19 protein-coding genes and 1 pseudogene are annotated in these 19,978 nt (G+C 61.2%); 14 read left to right on the top strand and 6 right to left on the bottom strand.

What is annotated here, in order from left to right:
- Nucleotides 1–4 precede the first annotated feature (4 nt).
- The 3 genes from ssuD to ACWKV4_RS02875 all read right to left on the bottom strand — a co-directional run bounded on the left by ssuD (nucleotide 5) and on the right by ACWKV4_RS02875 (nucleotide 2,438).
- Nucleotides 5–1,153: an FMNH2-dependent alkanesulfonate monooxygenase gene (gene ssuD, locus ACWKV4_RS02885; RefSeq protein ID WP_483833846.1), complete on the bottom strand. Its 1,149-nt coding sequence runs from the start codon at nucleotides 1,151–1,153 to the stop codon at nucleotides 5–7.
- Between the two features lie 43 nt (nucleotides 1,154–1,196).
- Nucleotides 1,197–2,159, bottom strand: coding sequence for a sulfonate ABC transporter substrate-binding protein (locus tag ACWKV4_RS02880; RefSeq protein ID WP_483833847.1), 963 nt, complete (start codon nucleotides 2,157–2,159; stop codon nucleotides 1,197–1,199).
- A 78-nt stretch (nucleotides 2,160–2,237) separates the two neighbouring features.
- Nucleotides 2,238–2,438, bottom strand: a complete 201-nt coding sequence (locus ACWKV4_RS02875) for a hypothetical protein (protein WP_483833848.1) — start codon at nucleotides 2,436–2,438, stop codon at nucleotides 2,238–2,240.
- A gap of 201 nt (nucleotides 2,439–2,639) precedes the next feature.
- Here ACWKV4_RS02875 and ACWKV4_RS02870 point away from each other — a divergent pair, with 201 nt between their 5' ends.
- Nucleotides 2,640–4,244 (top strand): inorganic phosphate transporter, encoded by a 1,605-nt coding sequence (locus tag ACWKV4_RS02870; RefSeq protein WP_483833849.1) that lies wholly within the window; start codon nucleotides 2,640–2,642, stop codon nucleotides 4,242–4,244.
- Between the two features lie 144 nt (nucleotides 4,245–4,388).
- Here the strand turns inward: ACWKV4_RS02870 and ACWKV4_RS02865 are convergent, their stop codons facing one another.
- On the bottom strand, nucleotides 4,389–5,027 hold the full coding sequence (locus ACWKV4_RS02865; RefSeq protein WP_483833850.1) for a peroxiredoxin: 639 nt from the start codon (nucleotides 5,025–5,027) through the stop codon (nucleotides 4,389–4,391).
- Between the two features lie 281 nt (nucleotides 5,028–5,308).
- On the opposite strand from ACWKV4_RS02865, the gene tauA reads away from it, so the two are divergent.
- From tauA to ACWKV4_RS02835, 6 genes are read left to right on the top strand one after another with little or no spacing between them, the layout of a single operon-like run.
- Nucleotides 5,309–6,289, top strand: coding sequence for a taurine ABC transporter substrate-binding protein (tauA, locus tag ACWKV4_RS02860; RefSeq protein WP_483833851.1), 981 nt, complete (start codon nucleotides 5,309–5,311; stop codon nucleotides 6,287–6,289).
- A gap of 27 nt (nucleotides 6,290–6,316) precedes the next feature.
- Nucleotides 6,317–7,105, top strand: a complete 789-nt coding sequence (gene tauB / locus ACWKV4_RS02855) for a taurine ABC transporter ATP-binding subunit (RefSeq protein WP_483833852.1) — start codon at nucleotides 6,317–6,319, stop codon at nucleotides 7,103–7,105.
- Nucleotides 7,102–7,929 (top strand): taurine ABC transporter permease TauC, encoded by an 828-nt coding sequence (gene tauC, locus ACWKV4_RS02850; protein ID WP_483833853.1) that lies wholly within the window; start codon nucleotides 7,102–7,104, stop codon nucleotides 7,927–7,929. Before tauB ends, tauC begins: the two co-directional genes overlap by 4 nt.
- Before the next feature lie 35 nt (nucleotides 7,930–7,964).
- On the top strand, nucleotides 7,965–8,798 hold the full coding sequence (gene tauD, locus ACWKV4_RS02845) for a taurine dioxygenase (protein ID WP_483833854.1): 834 nt from the start codon (nucleotides 7,965–7,967) through the stop codon (nucleotides 8,796–8,798).
- A gap of 53 nt (nucleotides 8,799–8,851) precedes the next feature.
- On the top strand, nucleotides 8,852–9,856 hold the full coding sequence (locus ACWKV4_RS02840) for an alpha/beta fold hydrolase (protein WP_483833855.1): 1,005 nt from the start codon (nucleotides 8,852–8,854) through the stop codon (nucleotides 9,854–9,856).
- Between the two features lie 47 nt (nucleotides 9,857–9,903).
- Nucleotides 9,904–10,644 (top strand): SDR family oxidoreductase, encoded by a 741-nt coding sequence (locus ACWKV4_RS02835; RefSeq protein ID WP_483833856.1) that lies wholly within the window; start codon nucleotides 9,904–9,906, stop codon nucleotides 10,642–10,644.
- A 115-nt stretch (nucleotides 10,645–10,759) separates the two neighbouring features.
- On the opposite strand, the gene betT is transcribed toward ACWKV4_RS02835, so the two are convergent.
- A complete protein-coding gene (gene betT / locus ACWKV4_RS02830; protein ID WP_483833880.1) occupies nucleotides 10,760–12,724 on the bottom strand; it encodes a choline transporter BetT in 1,965 nt (654 codons plus the stop codon).
- 153 nt (nucleotides 12,725–12,877) lie between these two features.
- Nucleotides 12,878–13,855, bottom strand: coding sequence for a serine O-acetyltransferase EpsC (epsC, locus tag ACWKV4_RS02825; protein WP_483833857.1), 978 nt, complete (start codon nucleotides 13,853–13,855; stop codon nucleotides 12,878–12,880).
- A 176-nt stretch (nucleotides 13,856–14,031) separates the two neighbouring features.
- Between epsC and ACWKV4_RS02820 the strand changes: the two genes are divergently transcribed.
- From ACWKV4_RS02820 to ACWKV4_RS02790, 7 genes and pseudogenes are all read left to right on the top strand, one after another.
- Complete coding sequence (locus tag ACWKV4_RS02820) at nucleotides 14,032–15,030, top strand: D-cysteine desulfhydrase (RefSeq protein WP_483833858.1); 999 nt, start codon at nucleotides 14,032–14,034, stop codon at nucleotides 15,028–15,030.
- A gap of 22 nt (nucleotides 15,031–15,052) precedes the next feature.
- Entirely contained in the window at nucleotides 15,053–15,838 is a 786-nt protein-coding gene (gene tcyJ / locus ACWKV4_RS02815; RefSeq protein WP_483833859.1) for a cystine ABC transporter substrate-binding protein, read from the top strand.
- On the top strand, nucleotides 15,835–16,503 hold the full coding sequence (tcyL, locus tag ACWKV4_RS02810; RefSeq protein WP_483833860.1) for a cystine ABC transporter permease: 669 nt from the start codon (nucleotides 15,835–15,837) through the stop codon (nucleotides 16,501–16,503). The genes tcyJ and tcyL overlap by 4 nt, the downstream gene beginning before the upstream one ends.
- Before the next feature lie 3 nt (nucleotides 16,504–16,506).
- Complete coding sequence (tcyN, locus tag ACWKV4_RS02805) at nucleotides 16,507–17,250, top strand: L-cystine ABC transporter ATP-binding protein TcyN (RefSeq protein ID WP_483833861.1); 744 nt, start codon at nucleotides 16,507–16,509, stop codon at nucleotides 17,248–17,250.
- Between the two features lie 146 nt (nucleotides 17,251–17,396).
- The gene (locus tag ACWKV4_RS02800; protein ID WP_483833862.1) at nucleotides 17,397–18,206 is read left to right on the top strand and encodes a MetQ/NlpA family ABC transporter substrate-binding protein; all 810 of its coding nucleotides are present in this window, start codon (nucleotides 17,397–17,399) and stop codon (nucleotides 18,204–18,206) included.
- Nucleotides 18,207–18,311: 105 nt separating this feature from the next.
- A pseudogene (locus ACWKV4_RS02795) lies at nucleotides 18,312–19,322 on the top strand (methionine ABC transporter ATP-binding protein); the annotation flags it as partial.
- The gene (locus ACWKV4_RS02790; RefSeq protein ID WP_483833863.1) at nucleotides 19,312–19,956 is read left to right on the top strand and encodes a methionine ABC transporter permease; all 645 of its coding nucleotides are present in this window, start codon (nucleotides 19,312–19,314) and stop codon (nucleotides 19,954–19,956) included. The pseudogene ACWKV4_RS02795 and the gene ACWKV4_RS02790, both read left to right, overlap by 11 nt.
- The last annotated feature ends 22 nt before the right edge of the window (nucleotides 19,957–19,978 follow it).

Here is a 19,978-nt window from a genome sequence, read left to right as displayed (position 1 = left end):
GCCCTTAACGCTGCGCCGCCGCTTTGGGAAGGATGTCATTGGCGACCATCTCACCAAATGGGCTGATATAGCCCGCACCACCCTGGGCCTGTGGCCGCTGGACGTCCAGATGAGGGAACAACAGCTCGGCTACGCGGTAGGACTCTTCTAAGTGGGGGTAACCCGAGAAGATAAAGGTATCGATGCCCAAGTCTGCGTATTCCTTGACCCGCGCCGCTACCGTGGGGCCGTCGCCCACCAGGGCGGTACCGGCGCCGCCGCGTACCAGCCCAACGCCAGCCCACAGATTCGGGCTTACTTCCAGGTTGTCGCGGCGCCCTCCGTGCAGGGCAGCCATGCGTTGCTGGCCCACTGAGTCGAAACGGGCAAAGGCCGACTGTGCCTTGGCGATGGTGGCGTCGTCCAGCTCGGCAATCAGCCGATCGGCCGCGCGCCAGGCTTCTTCGTTGGTTTCACGCACAATCACATGCAAACGGATACCAAAGCGCACGCTGCGGCCTTGAGCGGCGGCCTTGGCCCGTACCTGAGCGATCTTCTCGGCCACAGCGGCCGGCGGCTCGCCCCAGGTCAAGTACAGCTCTACCTGCTCGGCGGCCAAGTCTTGGGCAGCATCGGACGACCCGCCGAAATACAACGGCGGCCGTGGTTGCTGGATAGGCGGGTACAGCAACTTGGCGCCTTTGACCTGCAAGTGCTTGCCTTCGTAGGTTACGGTTTCGCCTTCCAGTACACGGCGCCAGATGCGGGTGAACTCTACGGAGGCCTCGTAGCGCTCCTCATGGCTAAGAAACAGGCCATCACCGGCCAGTTCGTCCGGGTCGCCGCCGGTAACCAGGTTAAACAAGGCACGGCCCCCAGACAGCCGGTCCAGGGTAGCGGCCTGCCGCGCGGCCACCGTGGGCGAAATGATCCCGGGGCGCAGGGCTACCAGGAATTTCAGCCGCTGGGTCACGGGAATCAGCGACGCCGCCACCAGCCAGGAGTCTTCGCAGGATCGACCGGTAGGGATCAGCACGCCGCCATAACCCAGGCGGTCAGCGGCCTGGGCAATTTGCTGCAGGTAACCATGATCGACGGCGCGGGCGCCTTCGGAGGTTCCCAGGTAATGGCCATCGCCATGGGTTGGCAGAAACCAAAAGATGTTCAGGCTCATGGGCGTTGTCTCCAAAGTGTGTTACCGGCCGGGCCGGCGCAAGTCATTGAGCGGCCAGGCCCGCGGGTGGGGCCCAGATCACGTCCTTAATGCTCAATGGCTTGGGAATCAGCTTGAGCTGGTAAAACGCGTCGGCGATTTTTTGCTGCGCGCTGACCACGTCTGGGGAGAGGTAACTGGCGCCGAAGCCTTGCCGTTCTACGGTGGTTTTCACGATGGGCGCGGGCAGGCCAAGCAAGGGCGCCACCTGTTGGGTTACGTCGCTGGGGTTGGCACGGGACCACTCGCCGGTTTTGCGTATTTCATCCACCAGGGCGGCGATCACCCGGGGGTGGGCTTGAGCATAGGGCCGGGTAGCCAGGTAAAACTGATGGTTGTCCACCAACCCTGTACCGTCGCGTAGGGTGCGGGCATTGAGTTGCTGTTCGGCGGCGGCCTGGTACGGGTCCCAGATGACCCAAGCGTCCACGCTGCCACGCTCGAAGGCCGCGCGGGCATCGGCCGGCGGCAGGAACACCGTCTGGATGTCGCGGTAGTCCAAGCCAGCGTCTTGCAGCGCGCGAACCAGCAGGTAATGCACGTTGGAGCCCTTGTTGAGCACAACCTTCTTGCCCTTGAGGTCTTTCACGCGGGTGATGGGCGAACCCTTGGGCACCAGAATGGCCTCACTGGTAGGGGCCGGCGGCTCATGGGCCACATACAGCAAGTCTGCGCCAGCGGCCTGGGCAAACACGGGCGGGGTTTCGCCGGTAACGCCAAAGTCGATGGAGCCGACGTTCAGGCCTTCGAGCAACTGGGGCCCACCCGGGAACTCTGTCCACTGCACGGTGGCGCCTTGGTCGGCCAAGCGCTTTTCAAGCGTGCCCTTGGCTTTGAGCAGCACCAGGGTGCCGTACTTCTGATAGCCGATGCGCAGGGTATCGGCCTGAGCCTGGCTCAACGTGCCCCAGGCAAGGGACAGGGTAAACAGCGCGACCAGACCGCCACGCAAGGTAAATGGGCGCATAGCGCTCTCCTTGATAAAAAATGCGGGGTTCCGGCGCCTGCTTCCCGTGGTCGGGTCAGAAGACGGTGGATAACAGTGTTAAATGCTCCAGCGCGCGTCGATCAAACTGCGGCTGAGCTGGCCTGGCGCCAACGGGCGCGGCCGTCGGGTCATGGCTTGGTGAAGTTCTTCCAATGCGTTTTCCAAGCGCTGCTCTAGGACCGGAACCAGGCTGCGGGGGTAGCGCCCCTGCGAACGAGAACGCAGGCTTGGGCTTCCTCCAATTGAAACGACAAGCATCAAGGGCTCCTCTACGCATTCAGCTAACGAGCCCCGAGAGTAACGCGCAAAGTTTTATATCCATAAATCATATTTATTCATGTAGTTATTCCAATAAGTGATTACCACACGTCTAACAAGCCATTGCAGCCGTTATTTGGAAATTTTCTGTCACAATTAGCGCGGATCATGAGGTAACCCCCTTGGCCTTGGAGCCTGCTCATGTCCACTCACACGTTAGGTACCGGTGCCCGCACCAGCGGGCCCGTGCTTGATCGCCGTGCCAGCCCGCTGGTTAAAGGCGTGTTCTATCTGCTGCTGCTGGTAGGCGTGGTATATATGTTCTGGAGCCTAGGCCGCGACCTGAACACCAGCAATGCATCAGCGGCCACGTGGTCGCCGTACATTTTGCTGGGTGTGGCGCTGATCATCGCATTGGGCTTCGAGTTCGTGAACGGCTTTCATGACACCGCCAACGCGGTCGCGACCGTGATCTATACCCACTCGCTGCCAGCCCATGTGGCTGTGATGTGGTCGGGCTGCTTCAACTTTATCGGGGTGCTTACCTCCAGCGGCGCGGTGGCGTTCGGCATTATTGCCTTGCTGCCGGTCGACCTGATCTTGCAGGTAGGGTCTTCAGCGGGCTTCGCGATGATTTTCGCGCTGTTGATTGCCGCGATCATCTGGAACCTGGGCACCTGGTGGTTGGGCTTGCCCGCGTCCTCTTCCCATACCTTGATCGGCTCGATCATCGGTGTGGGCGTGGCCAATGCCTGGATGGCTGGCCGCAATGGCACCTCCGGGGTTGATTGGGGCCAGGCCGCCAAAGTGGGTTACGCCCTGTTGCTGTCGCCGCTTATAGGTTTCGTCTGCGCCGGTGGCGTGTTGCTGCTTCTGCGCAAAGTGGTCAAGAACCGCGAGCTGTACCAGGCACCGGAAGGCACTAGCCCACCGCCGTTCTGGATTCGCGGGTTGCTTATCCTTACGTGTACCGGTGTGTCCTTCGCCCACGGCTCCAACGACGGGCAAAAAGGCATGGGCTTGATCATGCTGATTCTTATCGGCACCTTGCCCATGGCTTATGCCTTGAACCGCGCGATCCCTGAACCTGAAACCCAGCGTTTCGCCGCCTTGGCCGTGGTTACCCAGCAAGCCTTGATACGCGCCGAGCCTCAGCCGCTTACCGAAGAACCTCGCAAGCGCCTGGAGAACTTCCTGCTCGATCACAAAGCGTCGCCTTCGCTGGTGCCGGCACTGGCAGCAGTGGTGGGCAGCATTGGCGACCAGGTAAGGGCCTATGGCTCGTTGGACCGCGTACCGGCCCAAGCCAGCTCCAACGTGCGTAACGACATGTACCTGGCCACGGAAGCCATGCGTTTGATGGACAAGGGCAAGATCGGCACCTTCGACGCCGATACACGGGACAAGCTCAAGGCCTTCCAGGCCTATATCGGTGAGGCCACGCGGTTTATCCCGCCGTGGGTGAAAGTGGCGGTGGCCATTGCCCTGGGGCTGGGCACCCTGGTCGGCTGGCGCCGCATCGTGGTCACCGTAGGCGAGCGCATCGGCAAAACCCACCTCACCTATGCCCAAGGCGCCAGCGCGGAAACCGTTGCCATGCTGACCATTGCCGCCGCGGATATGTACGGGCTACCGGTGTCTACCACCCATGTGCTCAGCTCCGGCGTAGCGGGCACCATGGCGGCCAATGGCTCCGGCCTGCAAATGCGCACCGTGCGTAACCTGCTGATGGCCTGGGTGCTCACCCTGCCTGCGGCCATTGCGCTGTCGGCCGGCCTGTATTGGTTGTTCAGGCAGTTTGTTTAAAAGCGCCTGATTGGGGCTACAAGAGTGCTTGAAGCCCCTTGTCTGCAATGATGTTCAAAAGCTTCAGAGCAGGCCCGTCAGGCCAATTTCCGACATAAAAAAGGGGTCACACATGTGACCCCTAAAGCCTTGCTAGGTAATGACTCAGCGATTGGGTTGCGGTGTCAGGCGCAGGTAAGGCTTGACCGCGCGGTAACCCTTGGGAAAGCGCTCGGCGATTTCCGCTTCGTCTTTGATCGAAGGCACGATCACCACTTCGTCACCGTCCTGCCAGTTGCCTGGGGTGGCCACCTTGTGGGTGTCGGTCAATTGCAGCGAATCGATCACCCGCAGCACTTCATTGAAGTTGCGGCCCGTGCTGGCTGGGTACGTGATGATCAGCCGCACTTTTTTGTTCGGGTCGATCACGAACAGCGAGCGCACGGTGAGGGTGTCGTTGGCGTTGGGATGGATCATGTCGTAAAGGCCCGACACCTTACGGTCGGTGTCCGCCAGAATCGGGAAATTAACGACGGTGTTCTGGGTTTCGTTGATGTCTTCGATCCACTGGTTGTGTGAATCCACGGCGTCTACGGACAGGGCGATGGCTTTAACATTGCGCTTGTCGAATTCGCCCTTGAGCTTTGCGGTCAGCCCAAGCTCGGTGGTGCACACCGGCGTGAAATCCGCGGGGTGGGAAAACAACACGCCCCAACTGTTGCCCAGCCATTCATGGAAGCGAATCTTGCCAAAGCTGGAATCCTGTTCAAAATCGGGGGCGATATCGCCGAGCTTGAGGCTCATGGTGTCAGCTCCTGTAAAGGGTAGCGGTCCGTTGGCGAGAAGGGTGCGCCAAGGCTCGCAAACTTAAAAAGAATAAAAAGCAATGAGGCTATAACCGTACCGTGCCTGCTGTTGGAGTGTACTGGCGCAGATTAGGTTTAGCCCAGGGTAACGGATTCGTCGCGCGCAGCGGTGTTGCAGTGCCTACCAAGGGCCATAAGCTAGTAACCAAACGGTATTTATCGCAGCTTTTTTATAACGATAGTCTAGGCGCCACTCGGTCAACTACCTTAGGCACCTTTATGGCCCATACCCTCGCCCCTCGCCTTCTGCTCACCGCCTTCACGTTAGCCGCGGCAGTGTGCGCGCAGGCCGCCAGCCTTACCGTGGGCTATCAAACCGGGATCGACCCGAGCAAAGTGCCCCAGGCCGACGGCGCCTACGAAAAAGCCATTGGCGAAAAAATCGACTGGCGCCGCTTCAATAGCGGCCCGGAAGTGGTGACCGCGCTGGCCTCGGGTGACCTGCAAATCGGCAACTTGGGCTCCAGCCCATTGGCGGCCGCGGCTTCTCGTAAACTACCGATTGTGGCGTTTATCGTGTCGGCGCAAATCAACAGCTCTGAACAACTTGTGGTGCGTAACGGCAGTGGCATTACCAAGCCTGAAGACCTGATCGGCAAAACCATCGCCACGCCCTTCGTGTCCACCTCTCACTACAGCTTGCTAGGTGCGCTCAAGCACTGGGGCCTGAATACCAGCCAAGTGAAGGTCGTGAACCTGCAACCGTTGGAAATCGCTGCCGCCTGGAAGCGCGGTGACATCGACGGCGCTTTTGTGTGGTCCCCTGCCCTCGGGGAAATCCGCAAAACAGGTACTGTACTGACCGACGCGGCCCAAGTAGGCCAATGGGGCGCGCCTACCTTCGAAGTGTGGGTCGCCCGCAAGGATTACGCTGAAAAACACCCGGAGGTAATCGCCAAGTTCGCCCGCGTGACCCTGGACGCTTATGCCGACTATGCGGCCCATAAAGACAGCTGGACCGCTAACTCCGAGGCTGTGCAGAAAATCGCCAAATTAACCGGCGCCAATGCCAGCGATGTACCGGAGTTGTTGGCCGGCTCCGCCTTCCCTGATGCCAAGGCGCAGGCTTCTGCTGCGCTGCTGAATGGGGGCACCGCCAAGGCGATCAGCGAGACCGCTACCTTCCTCAAGGAACAGGGCAAGGTCGAGGCGGTGCTGCCAGATTACAGCCCCTATGTCAGCGCCAAATACCTCCAGTGAAAGCTGTCAGCGAGAGGGGTTAACGCCATGGCAGCGCTAGAACTGGACCGCGTCAGCGCCCACTACCCGAATGCAACCTTGCCAGTATTGCAGGATATCTCCCTGCGCTTGTGGCCTGGGCAACTAACAGTGGTGCTGGGCCCATCGGGCAGCGGCAAAACCACCCTACTTAACCTGATAGCAGGCTTCGTGGCACCCAGCATTGGCAGCCTTCGCCTGGACGGCGCGCCGGTACAGGGGCCAGGCGCGGACCGTGGGGTAGTGTTCCAGGATGACGTACTGCTCCCCTGGCAGAACGTGTTGCAGAACGTCGCTTTCGGCCTGGAGCTAGCAGGCGCGCCGCGCGCCGAGCGAGAGGCCCGCGCCAGGTCGCTGCTGGGGCTGGTTGGCTTGGAAGCCTTTGCCGAGCGCCGCGTATGGGAACTGTCTGGTGGGCAAAAGCAGCGGGTGGGCCTGGCTCGCGCTTTAGCCGCGGACCCACGGGTATTACTGATGGATGAGCCCTTCGGCGCGCTGGATGCGTTCACTCGGGAGCAGATGCAAGCGTTGTTGCTCACTGTGTGGCGGCAAACAGTCAAGCCTGTGTTTCTGATTACCCATGACATTGAGGAAGCCGTGTTCCTGGCCACGGAGCTGATACTGCTGGCCCCCAACCCTGGCCGAATCGTAGAGCGGCTGGCCCTTGGCTTCGGCCAACGGTTCGCCGAGGGTGAGCCGGTGCGGGCAATCAAATCCGACCCGCGCTTCATTGAAACCCGTGAACACGTACTCGCCCGCGTATTTTCTCAACGTGGCATTTCTGAGGAGGCCGTATGAGCAGCGCCGAATTGGCCCTTGAACCCTCCCTACCAGCCGCGCCGCCCGCGCGCTGGCGCCTTAGCACCCGGATGATCAGCACCCTTACCGCAATTAGCCTGCTGCTGACCTGGTGGGCCGCTACGGGCTGGAGCTGGATCGACCCGCTGTTTCTGCCGTCACCGGCGGCGGTAGCGAACAAAGCCTGGTTGCTGGCCACCACCGGCTATATGGATTCGACCCTCTGGCAACACTTGGGCGCCAGTTTGCAACGTATTGGCATTGCCTTGAACCTGGCGGTGGTCACGGCCATTCCTTTAGGCATCGCCATCGGCCGTAACCGTATCGCTCGGGGTATTCTGGACCCGCTAATCGAGTTCTACCGGCCCATCCCCCCACTGGCGTATCTGCCGTTGATCGTGATCTGGTGCGGCATTGGCGAATTTTCTAAGGTGCTACTCATTTACCTGGCCATCTTTGCCCCTATCGCGATTGCCACCGCCACTGGCGTACGTACCGTGGACCCAGCCCGGGTGCGCGCCGCCCAGTGCCTGGGGGCAACCCGCGCCCAACTGGTGCGCCATGTGATTTTGCCCAGCGCCCTGCCTGACATCCTTACCGGCATCCGCATCGGCCTTGGCGTGGGCTGGTCCACGCTGGTGGCGGCCGAGTTGATCGCCGCCACCAGCGGCCTGGGCTTTATGGTGCAGTCAGCGGCTCAGTTTTTGGTCACCGACGTGGTAGTGCTGGGGATCCTGATCATCGCTGTGGTGGCCTTCGCTTTGGAACTTGGACTGCGCGCCCTGCAACGCCATCTGGTGCCCTGGCACGGGCAAAGCCACTGACTGCCTTTCATATGGGCCAACCGAGCGAATGACTTATGAGCCTTGCTATCACGCCCCTTAACCCGGCCATCGGCGCGCGGGTCGAGGGCATCGACCTTGCCACCGCGCTTACCCCCGAATTGCGGGGCGCCCTTAAACAGGCGCTATTGGAGCACCACGTGCTGTTCTTCCGTGGTCAGCCTCTCACGCCACGACAACACGCCCGACTGGCCATGGCATTCGGCGAACTGCACATTCACCCCATCTACCCCAACGTGGCTGAACAGCCTGAAATATTGATACTGGACACCGCCGTGACCGATGTGCGTGACAACGCCACCTGGCACACCGACGTAACCTTCCTGCCGGCCCCGGCCATGGGCGCCGTGCTGGCGGCCAAAGAGGTGCCTGCCTATGGCGGGGACACCCTATGGGCCAGTGGCATTGCGGCCTTCGAGGCACTGTCGGCGCCGATGCAGCACCTACTGGAAGGGCTAACCGCCACCCACGACTTCACCAGATCGTTTCCGCTGGCGCGTTTCGGCACTACCGCAGAAGACCTGGCCCGCTGGGAGGCGACGCGTCTGCGGCATCCACCGGTCAGCCACCCGGTGGTGCGGGTTCATCCCCGCAGCGGGCGCAAAGCGCTCTTCGTCAACGACGGGTTCACCACCCGCATAAATGAGTTGAGCGAACAGGAAAGCACCGCGCTGTTGCCCATGCTTTTCGCCCACGCCACGCGCCCTGAATTCACCGTGCGCTGGCAGTGGCAGGCGAACGATGTTGCCTTCTGGGATAATCGCATTACCCAACATTATGCGGTGGACGACTACCGCCCCGCGCGAAGGGTCATGCACCGCGCTACCATCCTTGGTGACGTGCCACATTGACAGCCCGCCAGAGTAAGCCAGTCTCTAGCAGGGCCTAATCATGGAGCCTGCCAATGAGCTATCGCTACCTGACCCTCTTCGTTCTGTCGCTATGGTCCCTCGCCGGGCTCGCGCAAGAGGCACAAACCGCCCAAGTATCGCCAGATTATGCGCTGGCGGTGTATGCCAACCACTCCGTGGAAGCGCCCGCTATTGTCGATGCTGGCATTGAGCGGGCGGTCATCGTCGTACACGGGGCACGCCGTAACGCGCAGGATTACTTCGAAACGGGGGAGCACCTGCTGGCCGCCACTCAGTGGGCTGAGACCCGCACGCTGCTTCTGGCACCTGGCTTTTTTACCGCGCGGGATCGCCCAGCCGGGGCTGACCTGCCGCTTTGGGACAGCCGCTGGATGCAGGGCCGCCCATCGGTGCAGGGCCAGGTAGGCATCACGCCGTTGCGGGCGCTGGATGACCTGCTTGCTTGGGTGGGCAACACCAAGCGTTACCCGAACTTGAAGCAGATCGTGCTCATCGGCCACTCCGCGGGCGGCCAATTGGTACAGCGCCATGCGGTGTTCAGCCAGGCCCAACAGCAGTTGGCGGCCCATGGCATCGCCCTGCGCTATGTGATCTCCAGCCCCTCCAGCTACCTCTACTTCGACGATCGGCGCCCAGCCGGGGCTGGCTTTACCGAGCGCGCGGTCGCTCAATGCCCGGAGGTCAACCATTACCGCTATGGGCTTGAAGGGCTACCTAGTTTCCTGGGGAAGCAACCGGCCAGCGCCCGCGAACTGTTCCAACGCTATGCCAGCACCCCTATCACCTACCTGGTGGGTGCCCAGGACGACGACCCGCACCACCGCTTGCTGGATAAAAGCTGCGCGGCGCAAGCCCAGGGCCCTAACCGCTTGGCGCGTCAGCAGCAATACCTGGCCTATGAGCAACTGCTCGGCAAAGAATGGCGTGTACCTATCAAGCATGTACAAGCACAGGTACCCGGCGCGGGGCATAGCGCCAAGGCCATCTATACGTCGCCTGTCACCGTGAAGTTGCTCGAAACGAACTTAACGCGCTGAGCCTTACTCAGCTTACCTATCAACCCCTCTATGAAAAGGAGCACCCCATGATAAAGCCTGCTCAGAAAGTCGCCTTGATCACTGGCGCCTCCCGTGGCATCGGCGCGTCGCTGGCCTTGCGCCTGGTGGACGATGGCTTCGCGGTCGTCATCAATTACGCCAACAGCGCCAAGGATGCCGAAACGCTCGTACAGCGCATTACCGATGAGGGTGGACGGGCCGTAGCCGTGCAGGCAGACGTGTCAAAAAGCGCGGACGTGGCCCGGCTATTCGAGCAAGCCGAGGCAGCCTTGGGTAAGGTGGATGTACTGATCAACAACGCTGGCGTGCTGAAGATGGTGCCGCTGGCCGACAGCACCGATGAACTGTACGACAGTACCTTCAACATCAATACCCGGGGCACCTTTAATACCTTGCGCGAAGCCGCCAAACGCTTGAACGATGGCGGGCGCATCGTGAATTTCTCCAGCAGCACCGTAGGCATGAACTTGCCGAACTATTCGCTCTATATCGCCAGTAAGGCTGCGGTGGAATCCCTGACCAAGGTGTTCGCCCAGGAATTGCGGGGGCGCGACATCACGGTCAATGCCGTGGCGCCGGGGCCTGTGGCCACTGATTTGTTCTTCGAAGGGAAAAGCGAGGCGCTGATCCAGCAACTGGCTAAGCGCCCGCCTTTGGAGCGCCTGGGCGAACCCCATGATATTGCGGGTATCGTGGCCTTTTTGGTAGGGCCAGAGGGCGGCTGGATCAATGGCCAGGTACTGCGGGCCAATGGCGGGATCGTCTGAGCAAGGGCATTGACCAACGCCGGTGTTCACCGGCGGGTAGGCGCCAACGCAGTTGGCGAATACGGTTCAGAGCATCCCCGGTTCGCCAACTTCGTTGGCTCCTACAAACCAACGCTTACCGCACCAAGTGCAGGAACTGCATATGCCGTTCGTATTGGTCCAGCACGTCGGTAATGATCTGGTCCTTGTGGTAACCCACCAGGTCGTAGTCCTGGCTGCCTTCGGATAGGTGCACTTCGGCGCGGTAATAGCGGCGGTTCTTCAGTTCGCGATTACCCATGCCGCCCCTGGCAAAGGATGGCGTGAAGTAACCGCGCATCCGTACCTGATAAATGAACGGCCGCTCTTCCCCGTGGGTGACGATCAGGCTTTCAGCGCCGTGGCCGGTGTCTTCTTCTACGCGGGCATTAAGCCCTTTGCCCACGAACTCGGCGCAGACGTCTTGCAAGGCCGGCCGTACCGAGCCCTCCATAAAACGGTACACCTCGTCTCGGGAAGGGAAGTGCACCGCTTGGCTCAACCGTTGGCGCCACCCGCCACGCCCTTTGCCCCGGCCCGCCAGGGTGGTAGGCGCCAGGGAGTACAACTGAGCGATTTTGCGCTGGGATTCCATATAGAAGGCCTTGTGCAGCCCCCACATCATCAGCAGCAGGATCAGCGAAAACGGTAGCGAGGTCAGCACCACTGCCGACTTGAGCGAGTCGATGCTACCGGCGAACAACAAACCACCGGTTACCAGTGCCGTGGCAGTGCCCCAGAACACACGCAGCCATTTGGGGCCGTCTTCGTCGGGCCCGCCACCCCTGGCCGATAGCGTAGACAGCACCACGGTGCCGGAATCCGCGGAGGTTACGAAAAACACGAAGCTGACGAACACCGTTACGCCTATCACCGCGCGGCTCCATGGGTACTGCTGGAGCATCAGGTAGAGGGTTTGCGAAGGGTCTGCCACGGCCGAGGCCGCCAGGTTCAGCACCCCATGCAGTTGCAGGTCCAGGGCGCTGTTGGCGAAGATCGACATCCATGCCAAGGTAAAACCCAGCGGAATAAACAGCACGCCAAACACGAACTCACGGATGGTGCGGCCACGGGAAATGCGGGCGATAAACAGGCCCACGAACGGTGCCCATGCAATCCACCACGCCCAGTAGAACACTGTCCAATCGCCCAGCCAGTGGCCGGACTCGCCATAGGCATAGAGGTCGAAGCTCTTGCCTGGCAACACGGAGAGGTAATCGCCGATATTTTGCACCAGAGTGTTGAGCAGGTGCTGGGTGGGCCCGGCGAACAGCACGAACAGCAGCAGCCCGCAGGCCAACAGCATGTTCAGGTCGGACATCACCCGCACGCCCTTGTCCACGCCGGAGACCGCCACCAGGATGGCCGCCCCCATCATCAGGGTGATCAGCCCCAGCTGTACCCAATGGTTATGGGGCACACCGAACAGTTGGTCCAGGCCTGCATTGAGGTGCAGCACGCCGAAGCCCATGTCCGCGCCCAGGCCAAATACGGTGGCGATAATGCCAAAGCCATCGACGGCATAGCCGATAGGCCCGTTGATGCGCTTGCCAATGAGCGGATACAAGGCCGAGCGCAGCGCCAGCGGCAGGTTGTGGCGGTAGGCAAAGTACCCCAGGGCCATGCCAACGAAGGCGAACACCCCCCAGCCATGCAAACCCCAGTGCAGGAACAGCAACTGCATGGCCTGCCGTGCGGCGGCGGGGTTGCCGCTTTCGCCTTGAGGCGGTTGGGCGAAGTGGGTCAGCGGCTCGGATACGCAAAAGAAGAACAGCGTGATACTGATACCGGCGGCGAACAGCATGCCGGCCCAAGAGAGGTAGCTGAACTCCGGCTCGTCATGATCCGCGCCAAGCTTGAGCCGCCCATAGCCGGACAGCGCCGTGGCCACCACGAAAATCAGGTACAGCGTCATCGCCAGCAGGTAATACCAGCCAACGGTGTTGGCCGCCCAGCTCTGAGCAGCCTGGAGCCAGGCCCCGGCCTCAGTGGGAAACGCCAATACGACAGCGGCGAACAGCAAGATGGCACCGGCGGCGAATATAAACACCGGTGGATTCATACGAACAGGTGCGGAATGACTGGTCACAGGCAGGTCGGGCCTCCGGATGAACGCAGCGTGCGAACATGTTTTATATTGAACGAGCGTTCAATTTAAACACGATTATGCGCTGAGACCAAACCGGGGGCGCCGATCAGCGCCTGTACGGGGCCTTTACCGAGTGCTGCCTTCGTTCTGCTGCAAGCTAGCCTGGGTCAGGTTGCTGCCCGGTGGCACGCTGCGGGTCAACCACACGTTACCCCCGATGATAGAGCCCTTGCCAATGGTAATTCGGCCCAAAATGGTCGCCCCGGCATAGATGACCACGTCGTCCTCCACGATAGGGTGGCGCGGCAAGCCCTTCTGCAAGGTGCCATCTTCGGCGGAAGGGAAACGCTTGGCGCCCAGGGTAACCGCCTGATAGATGCGCACCCGCTCGCCAATGATCGCGGTTTCACCAATGACCACACCGGTGCCGTGGTCGATAAAGAAGCTTGGGCCGATCCGCGCGCCGGGGTGAATATCGATACCGGTGCTGGAGTGCGCCAGCTCCGAAGCAATTCGCGCCAGCAACGGCACCCCTGCCTGGTACAGGTGATGCGCCAGGCGGTGGTGGATGATCGCGGTCACGCCGGGGTAGCACAGCAGCACTTCGTCCACACTGCGCGCCGCAGGGTCACCCTGGTAGGCGGCCAGCACGTCGGTATCCAGCAGTTGACGCAGCGCCGGCAGCGCCGCGGCGAAGCCCTGAGTAATGCTCAGCGCGGTGGCGTCCAGTTGTTCGGCGTTGCACGGGCCATGACGCCCGGCGTAGCGCAGCTCCAACCGGGCCTGGGCCAACAGGCCGTTAAGCGCGGCATCGAGGGTATGGCCCACATAGAAGTCTTCGCTTTCCTCGCGCAGGTCTACCGGGCCCAGGCGCATGGGGAAGAGCGCCCCGCACAATTGCTCGAGAATGGTCGCCATCGCCTCGCGCGATGGCAGCTCCCGGCCCCCGCCATACCCACAGCTGCGGCCGTTCTGCCGCCGCCATTGCTCCCGGGCGCCGCGCAATTCAGCGACGATACCTTGGAGCTGCCAATGGCCCTTGCCGTTGCTCCGCCCTTGCCCCTGTTCGCTCACGATACTTTCTCCTGCGTTAAGGCTGCGCATGGCGCCGCTCCGGCGCCCACTCTACGGGAAATTACACCTCTGAAAAAATAACCCTTTCAGCAGTGGAGCGAACTCACAGGCATATGGATACGAATGCTCATCATAGGGCAGGGAACGTATTGCCTGAGCGTGGTGCCATGCCTATGATCGCGCATTGGCCATTTCCCGGAAGCCCCATGATCACCGAGCAGCTTTCCCGTTTCGCCCGCCTGGACCTGATGCCGGCCGCAACCCCACTGGAAAAGCTCGACCGGCTCTGCGCCTGGCTAGCACGCGATATCTACATCAAGCGCGATGATCTGACCCCACTGGCGTTGGGTGGCAACAAGCTGCGCAAGCTTGAGTACTTGGTCGCCGACGCGTTGGCTCAAGGCGCCGATACGCTGATCACCGCTGGCGCCATCCAAAGCAACCACGTGCGCCAAACAGCAGCGCTGGCGGCCCGCCTGGGGCTGTCCTGCTTCGCGCTGCTGGAAAACCCCACAGGCACTGAGAACACTGACTACCTGCACAACGGCAACCGCCTGCTGCTGGAGCTGTTCGAGGCTCGGGTCGAGCTGGTGGAAAACCTGGACAACGCCCAGGCGTCCATGGAGGCGCTGGCCGCGCGTTTGCGCAATGGCGGCAAGCAGCCCTATATCGTGCCTATTGGTGGATCGAACCCGGTCGGTACGTTGGGTTATGTGCGTGCAGGGCTGGAACTGGCGGACCAGATCGAAGCCAGCGGCGTGACCTTTGCTGCCGTGGTGCTGGCCAGTGGCAGCGCTGGCACACAAGCCGGCCTGGCCCTGGCCCTTAGCGAACGTCTGCCTGAGTTGCCGGTCATTGGGGTAACGGTTTCCCGCGAAGAAGATCAACAGCGGCCCAAGGTGCAAGGGTTGGCCGAAGCCACCGCGCAGCTGTTGGGCGTGCCGCTGCCAGGGGCGTTCAAGGTGCACCTGTGGGATGAATACTACGGCCCTGGCTATGGCGAACCGAACGCAGGGGGCCTGGCTGCGATCAAACTGCTCGCCGCCCAAGAAGGCATCTTGCTGGACCCGGTATACACCGGCAAGGCCATGGCGGGGTTGCTGGACGGCGTTGGCCGCCAGCGCTTCGAAGACGGCCCGGTGTTGTTCCTGCACACCGGTGGTACTCCAGCGCTGTTCGCTTATACCGACGTTTGGTCGGCTTGACCTTCATTATAAGGACCCTCTCATGCGTTTGAACGCTTTGCGTCACCTGGCTTTTACCGCCCTTGCCCTGGCCGCTTTCGCGAACCAGGCCCAAGCAGGCGAGCAACTTCAGCACGTTAAAGATGCTGGCGTGATCAACGTTGGCCTTGAAGGCACCTACCCGCCCTTCAGTTACGTGGATGACCAAGGCAAGCTGACCGGCTTCGAAGTGGAGCTGGCCGAGGCCCTGGCCAAACAGCTGGGCGTGAAGGCCAAGGTACAGCCCACCAAGTGGGACGGCATTCTGGCGGCGCTGGAGTCCAAGCGGCTGGATGTGGTGATCAACCAAGTGACCATCTCTGACGAGCGCAAGAAAAAGTATGACTTCTCCGTGCCCTACACCGTATCGGGTATCCAAGCCCTGACCCGCAAGGCCGACGCCAACACCATCGCCAAGCCGGCCGACCTGTCGGGTAAGAAAGTAGGCGTGGGCTTGGGGACCAACTACGAGCAATGGGTCAAGGCGAACGTACCGGGCGCTGATGTACGCACCTATGAAGACGACCCCACCAAATTCCAGGACCTGATGAACAAGCGTATCGACGCAATCCTGGTAGATCGCCTTGCCGCGCTGGACACCGTGAAGAAAACCGGCGACCGGCTGGCCGTGGCAGGCGAGGCGTTCTCTCGGCAGGAATCTGGCATTGCCCTGCGCAAAGGCGAACCTGAAATGCTCAAAGCCCTCGACGATGCCTTGGCGACTATGCGCAAGGACGGCTCCCTGGCCAAACTGTCGCAAAAGTGGTTCGGCGCTGACGTGACCCAATGAACCAAGAAAGCCTGCGCGTCGCCCTGGAGTCTCTCCCGTTTCTGCTTCAGGGCGCCTGGTTCACGGTAATACTCAGCCTGGGGGGCATGTTCTTCGGGCTGTTGCTGGGCTTTGCCCTGGCGATGATGCGCCTGTCTCGCCTGGCAATCGCCCGGGGCATTTCGCGGGTGTACGTGTCGTTTTTCCGCGGCACGCCGCTGCTAGTGCAGTTGTTCCTGATCTATTACGGCTTACCCTCGGTCGGGCTTGAGTTAAGCCCCTTGATGGCGGCGCTGATCGGGTTTTCTTTAAACATGGCGGCTTATGCCTGCGAAATTTTGCGAGCAGCCATTGGCTCCATCGACCGAGGCCAATGGGAAGCCGCTGCCAGCATCGGCATGACCCGAGCGCAAACCCTGCGCCGCACCATCCTGCCGCAAGCGGCGCGCACCGCCCTGCCACCCTTGGGTAACAGTTTCATTTCGCTGGTCAAGGACACTGCCCTGGCGGCAACCATTCAGGTACCGGAGCTGTTCCGCCAGGCGCAGTTGGTCACGGCCCGCACTTTCGAGATCTTCGCCATGTACCTGAGCGCCGCGCTGATCTATTGGGTGCTGGCCAGCATTCTTGCGTACTTCCAGAACCGCTTGGAACGGCGTGCCAACCGCCACGACTTGGAGCGTTGAGCAATGATTGTGGTGGAACACCTGACCAAACGGTTCAATGACACCCTAGTGCTGGACGCTATTGACCTCACGGTCGCCGAAGGGGAAGTGGTGGCGATCATTGGGCCCAGTGGCTCTGGTAAAACCACCTTTCTGCGCTGCCTCAACCTGCTGGAAACCCCCTCCTCCGGGCAAATTCAGCTCGGCCAGGTGCATATAAATGCCGGCCAGCCCCTTGCCAAGCAGCAAGCCCAGGTGCGACAGCTGCGCCAGCAGGTAGGCTTCGTGTTCCAGAACTTCAACCTGTTCCCTCACCGCACGGCGTTGGAAAATGTGATCGAGGGGCCGGTGATCGTAAAGAAAACCCCCTTGGCCGAGGCCCAAGCCATGGGCCGTGAGCTGCTGGCCAAGGTTGGCCTGGCGGGCAAGGAAGCCGCCTACCCCCGCAGGCTGTCCGGCGGCCAGCAACAACGGGTCGCTATCGCCCGTGCCCTGGCCATGCAGCCGCAGGTCATCCTGTTTGACGAACCCACCTCAGCCCTGGACCCGGAATTGGTCGGCGAGGTACTGGCCACCATCCGTGGCCTGGCCGAGGAAAAGCGCACCATGATCATCGTGACCCATGAGATGAGTTTCGCGCGGGACGTAGCCAATCGCGTAGTGTTCTTCGACAAAGGCCGGATCATCGAACAGGGAGACCCTAAAGAAATGTTCGCCTCGCCGCAGCATGAGCGTACGCGGCAGTTTTTGGGGAAGTTTTTGGGGTGAAGGACGTTGAGCGCTCAAATCCCTTCTATCCAAAGCACAAAGGGTTATTTCAAAAAGGCTTTAAGCTCCTCTAGGGTATAACCACCGGACCACCGGACCATCACACACCGGCCGCCACTGCGCGGCGTTCTTATTGTGAGGGCGGTATGGTTCGGGCTTCTGTGTTCACTCCAATACGTTTCCTGTTGCTCACGGCAGGCCTGCTGGCTGGGCCCGCTCACGCCGCCGAGCCTTCACTGAAGGTCGGTACCACGGCAGCGTTTGCCATCCCGCTGGAAGCGGCCGCCGCTGAAGCTGAAAAGCAGGGCTTGAAGGTGGAGTTGGTGGAATACACCGACTGGATCGCCCCTAACGTCAGCCTCGCCGCAGGGGATATCGACGTGAATTACTTCCAGCACATTCCCTTTCTGGAAAACGCCAAGCAGGCGGCTGGCTTTGATTTGGTGCCTTATGCGCCGGGGATCATCAATAACGTAGGGTTGTATTCCAAGCGTTTCAAAAGCATTGATGCCTTGCCCGAGGGTGCCTCCGTAGCTATCGCCAATGACCCCATTAACAGCGGCCGGGGCCTGCAACTGTTGGCCAAGGCGGGCTTGATCGCGCTCAAACCAGGGGTGGGCTACAAGGCCACCGAAGATGACATTGTCAGCAACCCCAGACACCTGAAGATCCTTCAGGTAGAGGCGGTTCAGCTGGTGCGCGCTTACGATGACGCCGACGTGGTACAGGGCTACCCGGCCTATATTCGCCTGGCTAAAACCTTCGATGCCGAGTCCGCCCTGCTGTTCGATGGCTTGGACCACCCTGAATACGTGATTCAATTCGTGATCCAGCCCAGCCACCAGCAGGACCCGCGGCTAGCCAAATTCATCGACATCTACCAGCATTCGCCGGTAGTGAAAGCGGCGTTGGATAAGTCACTGGGTACGCTCTACCAACCTGCTTGGAAGGGGTAAGCCATGAACCTGCCTTCTGTGCGGCTGGTGCCACGCTCTCTAGCTGAAGCACCTAACCTGCCCGTTGCGGACACACTAGCCCCCTACATTCGCCTGCGCGGGGTCAGCAAGGTGTATCAGGGCCTTCAAGGGCCGATCACCGCCTTGCAAGGCATCGACCTAGATATTCAGCGCGGGGAAATCTTCGGCATTATTGGCCGGAGCGGCGCGGGCAAATCCTCCTTGTTAAGGACCTTCAACCGTTTGGAACAGCCCTGCGCAGGCGACGTGCGGGTAGGCGATGTGAGCCTGGCAGGGCTCGATGAAAACCGCCTGGTGGCGCTGCGCCGCGACATAGGCATGATCTTCCAGCATTTTAATTTGATGTCCGCCAAAACCGTTGCGCAAAACGTGGAATTACCGCTAAAGGTAGCGGGTGTGCCACGGGCCGTGCGCCAGCACAAGGTACGAGCGTTGCTGGCGTTGGTAGGCCTGGAGGACAAGCACGGCGCCTACCCCGCGCAGCTGTCGGGCGGGCAGAAGCAGCGTGTCGGCATTGCCCGGGCGCTGGTGCATGACCCTTCGGTGCTTCTGTGCGACGAGGCCACTTCTGCCCTGGACCCTGAAACCACTGCCTCCATTCTGGCGCTGCTGCGAGACATCAACCAGCGCCTGAACCTTACCTTGGTGCTGATCACCCATGAAATGGCAGTGATCCGTGAGGTTTGCGACCGCGTGGTAGTGCTTGAGCGTGGCGTTATCGTAGAACAGGGCCCGGTGTGGCAGGTGTTTGGCGACCCCCAGCATGCGGTGAGTCGCACCCTGTTGGCGCCGCTGCAACAGGCGTTGCCAGCGGACCTGACAAGCCGCTTGCTGCCTACCTCGCAACCTGGCGCGGCCGTAGTGCTAGCGTTGCGGTTCACCGGCGCGGGGGCCGAGGAACCTGACCTGGCAGGGTTGTTTCGGGCGGTAGGCGGCCAAGTGCGGCTGTTGCACGGCGGCCTGGAAGCTATTCAAGGGCGCAGCCTGGGCCACTTGTTGCTGTCAGTGGCGCGCTCCCCTTTGGAGCCGGACCAGTTGCTAGAGCGTGCCAGCCAATGGGCAGACCGAGTGGAGGTGCTGGGCTATGTGGCTTGACCGTTTGCTCCAGGGGGCCTTGGACACCTTGTTGATGGTGGGGGTGTCGTCGCTGATCGCCTTGCTGGTGGGGATACCCATGGCGGTGATTCTAGTAACCAGTGGCCGGGGCGGGCTGTTCGAAGCGCCCTTGCTGAACCGCCTGCTGGGCGGGTTCGTCAATCTATTCCGCTCTGTGCCGTTTCTGATCCTGATGGTGGCGCTTATCCCCTTTACCCGCTGGGTCGTGGGCACTACCTATGGGGTGTGGGCCGCTATAGTGCCCCTTACTCTGGCCGCCACGCCGTTCTTTGCCAGAATCGTAGAGGTCAGCCTGCGCGAGGTAGACCACGGCCTGATCGAAGCGGCCCAGGCCATGGGCTGCCGCCGCTGGCAGATCGTTTGGCATGTACTGTTGCCCGAAGCCCGGCCGGGCATCGTTGGGGGCTTTACCATCACCTTGGTTGCCATGATCAACAGCTCGGCCATGGCCGGCGCGGTGGGCGCGGGTGGGTTGGGGGATATCGCCTACCGCTATGGCTACCAGCGCTTCGATACGCAGGTGATGTTCAGCGTCATCGTGCTGCTGGTAGCGCTGGTAGCCGTGATTCAATTCGGTGGCGATAGGCTGGCCCAGCGCCTCAACACGCGTTAGATACCGGCGGCGGCCTGGCTCG

This window comes from Pseudomonas artemisiae, from assembly GCF_057128685.1.
The sequence above is the reverse complement of the archived record's forward strand: the minus strand, read 5'-3'. Positions and strand labels throughout refer to the sequence as shown.